Genomic DNA, 13,837 nt, shown 5'->3' with positions numbered 1-13,837 from the left:
CTCCTACCGATAACAATTTATTATCATTAGTATACCATAAATTCATTTTTAGTTGTTTGATTTGCATAATGATTTTTTTAGTTAGAATTAAATAACAAACTATAGTATTGGCCAACTACGGTTTAAAACACTGTTTTAAAATTATATCTAATACTTTTGAGTTATTTACAAACTTACAACAATGTGATATTTGTATAGTCTGAAGAAAACAAGTACAAGTTTATTAGAAAAGCAACATTTTATAGAATTATCACTAAAAATTCTAATTTTAGAATTATACGTTCTATTGATTTAGAATCTGTTTTTAAATTTCTAAATGTTATAATAGTATTATCGAGTAAAAGAAGATGCCATGATTAGAAACAATATAAAATTCATACGAAAGGCACATGACCTGACACGTCCAGAATTTGCACGAATTATAAGCATTTCACCTAAATCTAGTGGGAAGATAATAAACTGACTTTAAAAATGGAGATTGTTAAGAAACGTTGAACAAATTTCCTAACTCATCACTATTGTTATCAAGATAGCCAGAACCTCATCTTTAATGATGGGACAATCACTGGATTGTAATGAGTGACGCCTTATCTGATATGGTGAATACCAACATTTATCTAGTGACTACTTTTGAAGAGCTTGAGCGTTACAGGTGCTACTTGGATGGTATTGAGTACATGCAAAAAACATCAGAAATGTGAATGGTAGCTTAATGAGTTTATATGATTATAGTGAGGATGAGTTTTTCTGTACCTTAGGTCTAAATATTTTCATACTTACGAAAGGAAAGTGAATGAGGCAAAATCCAATAGCTATCTTCCTCCATAGACAAAGCGAACTAGAAAGACAATTATTAATTGCATCAAGCTCAAAGAGTTTCTGTTCGGTGAGTGGAGTAAGGTAAGAAGTAAATGTTGAGACTGGGGAAAATAAATTGAGAAAATTTTAATTAGTCATGCTCTATGTTATACCAAATAGCAAGAGGGGGAACACTATGAAATTAAGAGATATATTAGATAAAGAATTTGAAGAGATTGTTACAGAGTTTCAAAATAGAGGAATAATATTTGAAGATCAATTTAAAGTAATGACTTCAATGTTTTATAAGAAATATTCAACGGAGTTCTGTGAATTATTAGAAGAGGAAACAAGATTAAACGTGTGGTATGGTTATCAGGATTTTTATTTTTTCTATTACGATAGTGAAAGATACGATTATCAACTGGCTTCTCTTGTTGCAAAAAAGTATCAAATTAAAAAAGGGAATTTGTAATAATTTCCGTAGAGGAGTTATAAAACAGTACATATATATTATGAGGTGGCAGATTATATGGGCAAAGTAATGAGACAATACAATGAATTTTATATAAAATTGCAAAAAGAGTTTAAACCGGCTCATAATATAGTCATAGAGACTATGCCAGAAAAATTTTCTAGCAAGGACTATGTTGATAAATTTACTTATATGTTTCCTGACAAAATTTCTAAGCTGGAAAAGGAAAGAAATTATTGGTATGGTAAATGTATTATTAAAAAGAATTTAGTTAAAATTCGGCGTAAAAGAATATCTTTAGAGATTTATGATTTTATTCTTGAGACATCTAAACATATAAGGAAACGAACAAGGAAAAATTTTTTAAGTAATGAGGAAAGAAAGAATCAAGTAGATGAAATTCGCAAAAAATCTTTAGCGAAATTAAAGTTACAATCTATAAAAAGAAAAAAAGTATTAGATTATATCCAAGAAATAGATCCACCGTATCTAAATCATTATCGTAAAAGATTTTTCAGAACACATGATTTACATGAAAGATTAGAGATTATTAGAGAACTTTCAAAGTATGATTCGAAGAAAGTCCATAATTTTTTCTATGCGATAAATGGTCATACAAGAAATCAATCGCTAAAAAAAGAAGTTCAGTCATACTTTCAAAGCTTATCTTTACCATTTAAATTGAGTAGAAAAAAGAAAGGAAAAACGAATTTTATTGATAATGAAATAGTAACAAATAGGAAAGGACCAGAAGAATTGAAGAAGAGGCTATATATTGATGATCTAGAAAAGATAAAAAAATTTGATATCTTTCTTTCACATAACTCTCAAGATGAAGCAAAAATAATAACCTTTTATAAAAAACTAAACAAAAATGGCCAAGTCATATATATTGACTGGGTTAATGATAAATACGATCTGAAACGAGAATGGTGTAATACTTCAACAGTCGATATTATCAAAGAGCGTATAAAACAATCGGATGTATTTGTTTTGTACTTTTCAAGTAAGACACTTAATTCTCAGTGGTGTGCTTGGGAATTGGGATATGCAGATGCAATTGGAAAGAAAATATGTATCTATTTTTCAGAAAAAATAAATAAATCAATTATTCCAAAGTTCTACTTTAAATATCCAAAATTACTTTTTTCTGAAGATTTTATGGTTAAAAATCATGGACAGTCAGATATTCCATTTACTAAATGGAAAGAGAATAAAAAATAATAGAAGGATTCAAGATGAGGAAAGAGCAATTTATTAAAAAATTTACGAAAGCTGTTCAAGATAGCAATGCGGCAGTTTTTGCTGGCGCAGGAACATCAGTTGACGCAGGATTTGTTAACTGGAAAAAGCTCGTAAAGCCATTTGCGGATGAGATTGATTTAGATATTGATAAAGAGTCAGATTTAGTGGGATTGACTCAATATTATATCAATTCTAAAATGGGAAATCGAGGTTCTGTAAATCAGGAAATAGTTTATCAATTTTCTAGTCAAGAAGCAGAAACAAAAGTAACGAATTTACTAACAAGACTACCCATTTCTACATATTGGACGACAAACTATGATAACGTAATTGAAAACGGTTTAAAGAAAAACAATCGTAGAGGAGATATAAAGAGAAAGATAGATGATTTAGCAATTAGTATTCGTGATAGCGATGCCATTGTTTATAAGATGCATGGTGATGTAGATTCGCCTAATGATGCAGTTATTTCAAAAGATGATTATGAAAGATATAGTGATAAAAACTCTTTATTTGTAACAGCTTTACGAGGTGACTTAGTTTCTAAAACATTTTTATTTGTAGGTTTTGGTTTTGAAGATCCTAATTTAGAATCTATTCTGGGGAAGGTAAATGTCCTGCTGGGAGATAATAAGAGAGAACATTATTGTATTCAAAAACAAGTGTTAGAGAGAGACTATGACGCAGACATCGAGGGATATAATTACGCTAAAATAAAACAAGATTTAAAAATCAAAGATTTACAGAGATATGGAATAGAGACCGTTCTAGTAGATGATTATTCTGAAATATCTGACTTGATACAAAAAATTGAGGAGGAGTACTTAAAAAATACAATCTTCATTTCAGGTAGTATATCAGATTATAATGAGAATTGGAGTGAAGAAAAGGTAAATCAATACTGCTATGATTTATCTAGTTTTCTTATTTCAAAAGATTATAAAATAATATCAGGGTTTGGACTGGGGATAGGAAGCAGTGTTATTAACGGTGCGCTGGACCAAATTTATAAAACTAAATATAGACATGTGGCTGAACACCTTGGTTTGTTTCCTTTTCCACAAAATGCCAATGGAGAGAAATCGTTAAAAGAACGTTGGACCGAGAACCGTGAACAAATGATTAGTGAGTCAGGGGTGTGTATATTTTTATTTGGTAACAAGCTAGTTGATGGTAAGGTAGAACTTGCTTCAGGGATGATGGAGGAATTTCAAATAGCTAAAGAAAAAGGAAAGATAATCATTCCGATTGCCTCTACTGGATTTGCTGCAAAAGAAATTTTTGATGAGATGAAACAATCAGGAGAATATAGTTATTTAGATAATTACTGGGAAACTTTGGAGACTGAAAAGGATTTCACTAAAGTTTTTTCCACGATTGATAAAATTGTCAATGAGGTACGATAATGGCAACCAAAATATTTATTTCGTTCCGTTTTAGTGATGGAAAAGAGATTAAAGATGAACTAGTTGATTTATTTGATGAATCTACTGAGGTAATTAATAGATCAGAAGATGTTGATAGAAGTCAAATGAGTGAGAACATTATTCAGGAATACCTATATGAGAAGTTAAAAGATACATCGGTTACAATTGTATTATTAACTCCAGAGGCTGTTTCTTATAGAAAGAATTGGATTGGAAATTATGATGATTGGCTTTATGATGAACTAAGGTATTCTTTAGAGGATAGAAAAAATAACAGAACAAATGGTGTCATAGCTGTTTATACTGATGAAGCTAAAGATAAGGTACTAGATGATAGTACTCATTATTGTCAGCATTATCAGCAGACTAAGTCGTGTAGGTCTTTGAAATATTTTGATAATTTAGCTAGAAAGAACATGCTAAATATTAAGTCGGCTTATAAGAAAAATCCATGTAATGATCTTTATGATAATGAGCACGATTCTTATATTTCTTTAGTAAGTTTGAGCGATTTCAAAGAAGATTATAGTCAGTATATACAGAATGCCAAAGACAAAAGAGAACGATTAGATGAGTTCAATATAGCTAAGAGGATGTAATAAACAATCCTTGTAGATAATTCTGCTATTGAGATAAGTTCAACTTTTTAAGAGCCGAAAGGCTCTTTTTTCATCCTCTCATTCTCCTGTGATAACTTTTCCAAATTCCCTCTGATATACTTTTTTCAACTTTAAAAAATCCAACTAAGATTTTTCTCTGGGGGTTTGGGGGCAGAGTCACCAAGTTATCTTATCGTTAGCTGTCAAAACTGGAAGGTTTTAGTCAGCTGGCGATATGATTTTTGGGATATTGTGGACACAATATCTGAGCTCGCAAAGCCTTACAAAAATGTTGAAGCTGTTTTGAAAAATGTACTGACAGTGTCTGTAAGCTTACATTGTAAGTACAGGTATCAATAAAGGAGGAAAAGTCATATGAAAAGAGATATACGTAGTATTCGGAAACAATTTCGCTTAACAGAAACGGAAGAAAAACAAATACTAGATTTAATGAGAGAGAAAGGAGAGGATAATTTTTCTGATTTTCTTCGTAAAAGCTTACTATTGTCTGATGGACAAAAACAGATGGAAAAATGGTTCAACCTTTGGAAAAAACAAAAGTTGGAACAAATTAGCCGTGATGTTCATGAAGTATTCATAATTGCTAAAATAAATCATCAGGTTACTCAAGAACATGTTTCTATTTTGTTAACTTGTATTCAGGAATTAATTAACGAGGTAGAAAAAACAAGTCCTTTTAGTGAAGATTTTCGTAACAAATACATGAGGTAGTTTAGTGGAGCACCGATATAGAACAAATTTAAAAAAAGTCTTTTTATCTGACCTAGAATTAGTCAAATTGAATGAAAATATCTCAAAAAGCAACTGCTTATCATTCTCAGAATATGCTAGACGAACTCTACTAGATCCTGGTATGAATTTTATCACCATTGATACAAATAGTTATCAAGATTTGATTTTTGAATTAAAACGAATCGGAAATAATATTAATCAAATAGCCAGAAGCATAAATTATTCGAATTTAATAACGGAAGTTGAATTAAATGAGTTGAGAAAAGGTATAGAAGAGTTAATAGTAGAAGTGGAGAAAGATTTTCTTATTCAATCTGAAAAATTGAGGAAATTTTATGGTCATCACTAAACACTTTGCGATTCATGGAAAAAATTATCGTAGTAAACTAATCAAATATATTTTGAATCCAAGTAAAACAAAAAATCTAACACTAGTTTCAGATTTTGGTATGAGAAATTATTTAGATTTTCCTAGTTATAAAGAACTAGTGAAGATGTACAATGATAATTTTTTAAGTAATGATATTCTTTATGAATTTCGTCATGATAGGCAAGAAGTAAAACAACGAAAAATTCATTCTCATCACATCATTCAGTCCTTTTTTCCAGATGACCACCTCACTCCTGAACAAATCAATCGGATTGGTCAGGAGACAGTTAAAGAGTTGACAGGAGGTAGATTTCGTTTTATTGTAGCAACTCATGTCGATAAAGATCATATCCACAATCACATCATCCTAAATTCAATTGATCAGAATTCTGATAAAAAGTTTCTATGGGATTATAAGGCAGAACATAATCTACGAATGGTTTCTGATCGTCTTTCAAAAATTGCAGGGGCAAAAATTATAGAAAATCGTTATTCGCATCGTCAGTATGAAGTTTATCGCAAAACAAATTACAAATATGAAATAAAACAACGAGTATATTTTCTAATCGAGAACTCGAAAAATTTTGAAGATTTCAAGAATAAAGCAAAAGCTTTACATTTAAAAATTGATTTTAGACACAAGCATGTTACTTTTTTTATGACTGATTCAAATATGAAACAAGTCGTACGTGATAGTAAATTGAGTAGAAAACAACCTTATAATGAAACTTATTTTAAGAAAAAGTTTGTTCAAAGGGAAATCATAAACATCTTAGAATTTTTACTTCCGAAAATGAAGAATATGAATTAATTGATTCAACGAGCAGAATTTTTTGGATTAAAAATAATACCGAAAGAAAAACATGTTCAATTTGAATTTGATGAGATTAAGATTTCAGAGCAGGAATTGGTAAAAACGAATCGGTATAGTGTTAGTTATTTTCAAGACTATTTTAATAACAAAAATGAAACTGTTGTCTTAGATAATAAAAATTTAGTTGAACTTTACAATAAGGAAAAGCTAATTAAAGAAAAAGAGTTGCCGACAGAAGAGGTGGTATGGAAATCCTATCAAGATTTCAAGAGAAATACGGATGCAGTTCATGAGTTTGAGGTAGAGTTGAATCTTAATCAAATAGAAGAAGTAGTAGACGATGGAATGTACATTAAGGTACAGTTCGGCATCCGACAAGAAGGACTTATTTTTGTACCAAATATTCAAATCAATATGGAAGAAGAAAAAGTTAAAGTATTTCTCAGAGAAACTAGTTCTTACTATGTATACCATAAAGATTCAGCAGAAAAAAATCGCTTTATGAAAGGTAAAACTTTGATTAGACAATTTAATCTTCAGTATGAACCACAGTATATGTATAGAAGAATTCCTCTTAGCAAAATTAAAGAAAAAATAGAACAATTAGATTTTCTTATATCTGCGGAAAATAGTCCGAATGATTTTGAAGATATAACACATGATTTCATTGCCCAAATATCATATCTAGAGAATTTGATTGAACAAGTCCAAAATAAAATTGATGATTTAACTAATTTAGAAGAAGTATTGTTGAATGATGCGAGAAATAGTTATGGAAATTTAGAAAATAGTATTCAAGGAAAAATTTCAGTAGATATAATAGAGAAGAACTTATATTTCTATAAAGGAAGAATTGAAAAACTGAAGGAGCAACATAGAGAAGCTGTAAATACATTTGAAATGTTTAATCGTACAATAAAGAACTACAAGAAATCAAAAAATATGAAATCTAACAAGGAAAAAGAGATACATATAGAGTAAACACTTTCCTAATAAGTATGTATAAAAGACTTTCGTGTGCCAATTTGTCATATTTCCTAAAATAAGAAATCAACTATACTATACTTATTTTAGGAGACATTAGATGTTGAAAAGGATTAGAGATTTACGTGAGGATACTGATTTGACACAAGAATATGTTGCAAAAATAGTCTTAAATTGCACAAGATCAGCTTATTCTAAAATGGAATCAGGTACCAGATTAATCTCTATAGATGACCTTATCAAACTTGCAGATTTTTATAAGGTAAGTTTAGACTACCTTGTACGTCGAATGTGTAGCTTTGTTGCTAAAAGCGTAAAAACCTTGGAACGAAAGGGATGATAGACTTTCTGCGAAACAAAAATACAATACAATAAAACTATGAATGATGAAGCAAGTAAACAATTAAGCGATAGCCGTTTTAAGAGACTTGTAGGTGTTCAGCGCACGACTTTTGAAGAGATGTTATCTGTGTTAAAAACAGCTTATCAACGTAAACGCGCAAAAGGTGTACGAAAACTCAAATTAAGCCTAGACGATCTCCTCAAGGTAACTATTCAATACATGCGAGAATAGCGCACTTATGAACAAATTGCGGCTGATTTTGTCATTCACGAAAGCAACTTAATTCGTCGGAGTCAATGGATTGAAGCAACTCTTATTCAAAATGGTTTTACGATTTCAAATTCTGCCTTAATTCTGTAAAAACAGTAAAATTCGAAGGATTGTAAGGTAAGAGTTTTTTTCTTTCTGAAAAAATGGTATAATAGCAATCAAAACTAGAAAATAAAACGGAATTTGGAACAGATTTGTCTGTATCCTAGTAGAGTGGTGATACTATGAAGATTAGTAAGAGGCACTTATTAAATTATTCCATCTTGATTCCCTACTTGCTTTTATCTATTTTGGGCTTGATTGTGGTCTATTCGACCACTAGCGCTATTTTAATTGAAGAAGGCAAGAGCGCCTTGCAATTGGTTCGAAACCAAGGAATCTTTTGGATTGTTAGTTTGATACTGATTGCCTTAATTTATAAATTGAGACTAGATTTTTTGAGAAATGAGCGACTAATCATTTTAGTTATATTGATAGAAATGCTTTTATTGTTCTTGGCTCGTTTTATTGGTATTTCCGTAAACGGGGCATACGGTTGGATTTCAGTTGCAGGAGTAACTATTCAGCCAGCTGAGTACTTAAAAATCATTATTATTTGGTATTTGGCTCACCGATTCTCCAAACAGCAAGAAGAAATAGCTATTTATGATTTTCAAGTTTTGACTCAAAATCAATGGCTTCCCCGTGCTTTTAATGATTGGCGATTCGTTCTCCTAGTTCTGATTGGAAGTTTGGGAATTTTCCCTGATTTAGGGAATGCGACTATTTTAGTCTTGGTTTCCTTGATTATGTATACAGTTAGTGGAATCGCTTATCGCTGGTTTTCAACCATTCTGGTGCTCGTATCTGCCGCTTCTGTCTTTGTCTTGACCACTATCAGCCTAATCGGTGTTGAGACCTTTTCAAAAATTCCAGTATTTGGCTATGTGGCCAAGCGCTTTAGTGCCTTTTTTAATCCTTTTGCCGATCGTGCTGATGCAGGTCACCAGTTATCTAATTCTTATTTTGCCATGGTCAATGGCGGTTGGTTTGGTCTAGGTCTTGGAAACTCGATTGAAAAACGAGGTTATTTACCAGAAGCTCATACAGACTTTGTCTTTTCTATCGTGATTGAAGAATTTGGCTTTGTTGGTGCCAGTCTTATTTTAGCTCTCTTGTTTTTCATGATTTTGCGGATTATCTTGGTCGGTATCCGAGCGGAGAATCCTTTCAATGCCATGGTTGCACTCGGTGTCGGAGGGATGATGTTGGTTCAGGTATTTGTCAATATCGGAGGGATTTCGGGCTTGATTCCATCTACAGGAGTAACCTTTCCCTTCCTATCCCAGGGTGGAAATAGTCTTCTAGTCTTGTCAGTGGCAGTGGCCTTTGTCTTAAATATTGATGCCAGTGAAAAACGCGCTAAGTTGTACCGAGAATTGGAAAATCAACCAATGAACCTTCTGTGAAGTAGAATAAAGAAAGGATAGTCTATGTCTCTTCAAAAATTAGAAAATTATAGTAATAAAAGTGTTGTGCAAGAAGAAGTCTTGATTCTAACAGAATTGCTGGAAGATATCACTAAAAACATGCTTGCCCCAGAGACCTTTGAAAAAATCATGCAGTTGAAAGAATTATCAACGCAGGAAGATTATCAAGGTCTAAACCGTCTAGTGACTAGCTTATCAAATGATGAAATGGTCTATATTTCACGCTATTTTTCAATCTTACCTCTTTTGATTAATATTTCAGAGGATGTGGATTTAGCTTATGAAATCAATCATCAAAATAATATTGATCAGGACTATTTAGGTAAATTATCTACAACGATCAAAATGGTTGCTGAAAAAGAAAATGCCGTTGAAATTCTTGAACACTTAAATGTTGTCCCTGTTTTGACAGCCCATCCAACACAAGTGCAACGCAAAAGTATGTTGGATTTAACAAATCATATTCATAGTCTTTTGCGTAAATACCGTGATGTTAAGTTGGGGTTGATCAATAAAGAAAAATGGCACAATGATTTGCGCCGTTACATCGAAATTATCATGCAGACAGACATGATTCGTGAGAAAAAATTAAAAGTGACTAACGAAATCACGAATGCTATGGAATACTACAACAGCTCCTTTTTGAAAGCTGTACCTCATTTGACGACGGAGTATAAGCGCTTAGCGCAAGCGCATGGGTTGAATTTAAAACAGGCTAAGCCAATCACCATGGGTATGTGGATAGGTGGTGACCGTGATGGAAATCCATTTGTTACAGCAGAGACCTTGAAGCAGTCTGCACTCACTCAGTGTGAAGTCATCATGAACTACTATGATGAAAAGATTTACCAACTTTATCGTGAATTTTCTCTTTCAACTAGCATTGTCAACGTCAGTAAGCAAGTCAGAGAAATGGCTCGTCAATCCAAGGATAACTCGATTTACCGCGAAAAAGAGCTTTACCGTCGTGCCTTGTTTGATATTCAATCAAAAATTCAAGCAACAAAAACCTATCTGATTGAGGATAAGGAAGTTGGGAATCGTTATGAAACCGCCAATGATTTCTACAAGGATTTGATTGCCATTCGAGATTCTCTACTAGAAAATAAGGGCGAGTCCTTGATTTCAGGTGATTTTGTGGAATTATTGCAGGCAGTAGAGATATTTGGTTTTTACCTAGCATCAATTGATATGCGACAAGACTCTAGCGTCTATGAAGCCTGTGTGGCAGAACTCTTGAAATCAGCAGGAATTCATTCTCGTTATAGCGAGTTGAGCGAAGAAGAAAAGTGTGACCTTCTCTTGAAAGAATTAGAAGAAGATCCCCGAATTCTTTCTGCGACTCACGCAGAAAAATCAGAATTATTAGCAAAAGAACTAGCTATTTTTAAGACGGCTCGTGTTTTGAAAGATAAGTTGGGAGATGATGTCATCCGCCAAACCATCATTTCGCATGCTACCAGCCTTTCTGATATGCTAGAATTAGCTGTCCTATTAAAAGAAGTAGGACTGGTGGATACGGAAAGGGCGCGTGTTCAGATTGTTCCCCTTTTTGAAACAATTGAAGACTTGGATCATTCAGAGGAAACAATGAGAAAATATCTTTCTCTTAGCCTTGCCAAAAAATGGATTGCTTCACGCAATAACTACCAAGAAATCATGCTTGGTTACTCTGATAGTAATAAAGATGGCGGTTACTTATCATCATGTTGGACCCTTTACAAGGCTCAACAACAATTGACTGCTATTGGAGATGAATTTGGCGTTAAGGTTACCTTCTTCCATGGCCGTGGTGGGACTGTCGGTCGTGGTGGTGGGCCAACCTATGAGGCTATCACCTCTCAACCACTCAAGTCTATCAAGGATCGTATCCGCTTGACGGAGCAAGGAGAAGTAATTGGCAATAAATACGGTAACAAAGATGCTGCCTACTATAACCTTGAAATGCTAGTATCTGCAGCCATTAACCGTATGATTACTCAGAAGAAGAGCGATACCAATACCTCAAATCGTTATGAAGCCATTATGGATCAAGTAGTGGACCGTAGTTACGATATCTACCGTGATTTGGTCTTTGGTAATGAGCATTTTTATGACTATTTCTTTGAGTCAAGTCCAATCAAGGCTATTTCAAGCTTTAATATTGGTTCTCGTCCAGCAGCTCGTAAGACGATTACTGAAATCGGTGGTTTGCGTGCCATCCCTTGGGTATTCTCATGGTCACAGAGTCGTGTTATGTTCCCTGGATGGTACGGGGTTGGTTCAAGCTTCAAGGAATTTATCGATAAAAATCCAGAGAATATTGCTATTTTACGAGATATGTACCAAAATTGGCCTTTCTTCCAATCGCTTCTTTCAAATGTTGATATGGTTTTGTCAAAATCAAATATGAATATTGCTTTTGAATATGCTAAACTTTGTGAAGACGAGCAAGTTAAGGCCATCTATGAGACTATTTTAAATGAATGGCAAGTTACTAAGAATGTTATCCTGGCTATTGAAGGACATGACGAACTCTTAGCTGACAATCCATATCTAAAAGCTAGTCTGGATTACCGTATGCCTTACTTTAATATTCTCAACTATATTCAGTTGGAGTTGATTAAACGCCAACGCCGTGGAGAATTGTCCAGTGATCAAGAACGATTGATTCATATCACCATCAACGGAATTGCGACCGGATTGCGTAATTCAGGCTGATACCTATCAAACTTCCTCTTTTCTATAGGGGAAGTTTTTGAATCTTTCAAAAAAATGCTAAAAGAGTCTTGACAAGTAGTTGAAAAATGATATAATTTAAACATTCAGAAAAGTAATCATAATAAACTTTTTAGAGAGTCTGTGGTAGCTGAAAACAGATAAGTGATGATGATGAAAATTGGGCTGAATGTTATTTAGAATTTGAAATCATAAAAATTCGGTGAGCACACCTTACAGTGCATCTCGTTATTGCGAGACAGAGCGATAGGGAAATTCCCTATAATTGAGGTGGTACCGCGCATCGACGTCCTCACACAAGTTTTTTGTGTGAGGACTTTTTTGATGGAGGTTAGTATGGAAAGAAAACGATGGCGTCGCTTGTTTATACTCAATGAAAATCAAAAAGCAAACTAGGAAGCTAGCCGCAAGCTGCTCAAAACACTGTTTTGAGGTTGTGGATAGAACTGACAGAGTCAGTATCATATATCTACGGTAAGGCGACGCTGACGTGGTTTGAAGAGATTTTCGAAGAGTATTAGATAAGTGAAGTATTTTAAAGGAATAAAAGGGGAAATAGAATGAAAAATAAACGTTTAATTGGAATTATCGCTGCATTAGCAGTCTTAGTAGCAGGAAGCTTAATTTATTCTTCAATGAATAAATCAGAAGCTCAGAATAATAAGGATGAGAAGAAAATAGCCAAGATTGGTGTGCTTCAATTTGTGAGCCATCCATCCCTTGACTTGATTTATAAAGGGATCCAAGATGGACTTGCAGAAGAAGGATATAAAGATGATCAAGTTAAAATCGATTTTATGAACTCAGAAGGTGACCAAAGTAAGGTTGCGACAATGAGTAAACAATTGGTTGCAAATGGGAATGACCTTGTGGTTGGTATCGCAACACCAGCAGCCCAAGGTTTGGCTAGTGCCACAAAAGACCTACCTGTTATCATGGCCGCTATTACAGACCCAATTGGTGCTAACTTGGTTAAAGATTTGAAAAGACCAGGTGGCAACGTTACAGGGGTATCTGACCACAATCCAGCTCAACAACAAGTTGAACTCATCAAAGCTCTGACACCGAATGTGAAAACAATCGGAGCTCTTTACTCAAGTAGCGAAGACAATTCAAAAACACAGGTCGAAGAATTTAAGGCTTATGCTGAAAAAGCAGGTCTGACAGTGGAAACATTTGCAGTTCCTTCAACAAATGAAATTGCCTCAACTGTCACTGTTATGACTAGCAAGGTAGATGCTATTTGGGTTCCAATTGATAACACCATTGCATCAGGATTTCCAACGGTTGTCTCTAGCAATCAAAGTTCTAAGAAACCGATTTATCCAAGTGCGACAGCTATGGTAGAAGTAGGTGGTTTGGCATCAGTTGTAGTTGACCAACATGACCTTGGTGTGGCAACTGGAAAAATGATTGCGCAAGTCTTGAAAGGTGCAAAACCAGCCGATACCCCAGTCAATGTCTTTTCAACTGGTAAGTCAGTCATCAATAAAAAAATAGCACAAGAACTAGGTATTACGATTCCTGAGTCTGTTCTCAAAGAAGCAGGACAAGTCATCGAATAAATAAGGT

Annotated in this window: 10 protein-coding genes, 3 pseudogenes and 1 other annotated feature; all 13 genes and pseudogenes read left to right on the top strand. The window is 33.6% G+C overall.

The features are described 5' to 3' along the window. Window positions 1-352: 352 nt before the first annotated feature. Window positions 353-701: pseudogene (locus HT679_RS02875) on the top strand (XRE family transcriptional regulator). Between the two features lie 293 nt (window positions 702-994). Further along, a complete protein-coding gene (locus HT679_RS02870; RefSeq protein WP_173212856.1) occupies window positions 995-1,273 on the top strand; it encodes a hypothetical protein in 279 nt (92 codons plus the stop codon). Window positions 1,274-1,330: 57 nt separating this feature from the next. Further along, window positions 1,331-2,497, top strand: a complete 1,167-nt coding sequence (locus HT679_RS02865; RefSeq protein WP_173212854.1) for a toll/interleukin-1 receptor domain-containing protein — start codon at window positions 1,331-1,333, stop codon at window positions 2,495-2,497. A 14-nt stretch (window positions 2,498-2,511) separates the two neighbouring features. After that, complete coding sequence (locus HT679_RS02860; RefSeq protein WP_173212851.1) at window positions 2,512-3,924, top strand: SIR2 family protein; 1,413 nt, start codon at window positions 2,512-2,514, stop codon at window positions 3,922-3,924. Beyond that, complete coding sequence (locus HT679_RS02855) at window positions 3,924-4,544, top strand: TIR domain-containing protein (RefSeq protein ID WP_173212849.1); 621 nt, start codon at window positions 3,924-3,926, stop codon at window positions 4,542-4,544. The genes HT679_RS02860 and HT679_RS02855 overlap by 1 nt, the downstream gene beginning before the upstream one ends. A gap of 375 nt (window positions 4,545-4,919) precedes the next feature. Further along, window positions 4,920-5,276, top strand: coding sequence for an SAG1252 family conjugative relaxosome accessory protein (locus HT679_RS02850; protein ID WP_173212847.1), 357 nt, complete (start codon window positions 4,920-4,922; stop codon window positions 5,274-5,276). Between the two features lie 4 nt (window positions 5,277-5,280). Next, window positions 5,281-5,646: a MobC family plasmid mobilization relaxosome protein gene (locus HT679_RS02845; RefSeq protein ID WP_000401235.1), complete on the top strand. Its 366-nt coding sequence runs from the start codon at window positions 5,281-5,283 to the stop codon at window positions 5,644-5,646. Continuing rightward, window positions 5,633-7,462, top strand: a pseudogene (locus HT679_RS02840) (SAG1250 family conjugative relaxase). The gene HT679_RS02845 and the pseudogene HT679_RS02840 overlap by 14 nt, the downstream one beginning before the upstream one ends. Window positions 7,463-7,565: 103 nt before the next feature. Beyond that, window positions 7,566-7,805 carry a helix-turn-helix transcriptional regulator gene (locus HT679_RS02835; RefSeq protein WP_173212845.1) on the top strand — a complete coding sequence of 80 codons (240 nt, stop codon included), beginning with the start codon at window positions 7,566-7,568 and terminating at the stop codon, window positions 7,803-7,805. A gap of 39 nt (window positions 7,806-7,844) precedes the next feature. After that, window positions 7,845-8,159, top strand: a pseudogene (locus tag HT679_RS02830) (transposase family protein); the annotation flags it as partial. A 143-nt stretch (window positions 8,160-8,302) separates the two neighbouring features. After that, window positions 8,303-9,526 carry an FtsW/RodA/SpoVE family cell cycle protein gene (locus HT679_RS02825; protein WP_173212843.1) on the top strand — a complete coding sequence of 408 codons (1,224 nt, stop codon included), beginning with the start codon at window positions 8,303-8,305 and terminating at the stop codon, window positions 9,524-9,526. A gap of 24 nt (window positions 9,527-9,550) precedes the next feature. Further along, window positions 9,551-12,247, top strand: a complete 2,697-nt coding sequence (gene ppc, locus HT679_RS02820; protein ID WP_173212841.1) for a phosphoenolpyruvate carboxylase — start codon at window positions 9,551-9,553, stop codon at window positions 12,245-12,247. Window positions 12,248-12,343: 96 nt separating this feature from the next. Next, window positions 12,344-12,562 (top strand) — a binding site (T-box leader). A 263-nt stretch (window positions 12,563-12,825) separates the two neighbouring features. After that, window positions 12,826-13,830, top strand: coding sequence for a tryptophan ABC transporter substrate-binding protein (gene trpX / locus HT679_RS02815; RefSeq protein ID WP_173212839.1), 1,005 nt, complete (start codon window positions 12,826-12,828; stop codon window positions 13,828-13,830). Window positions 13,831-13,837 lie beyond the last annotated feature (7 nt).

This window comes from Streptococcus sp. 4886 (assembly GCF_013276485.1).
In the GTDB taxonomy this organism is placed as follows: Bacteria; Bacillota; Bacilli; order Lactobacillales; family Streptococcaceae; genus Streptococcus.
This window is presented reverse-complemented; position numbering and strand designations above follow the sequence as displayed.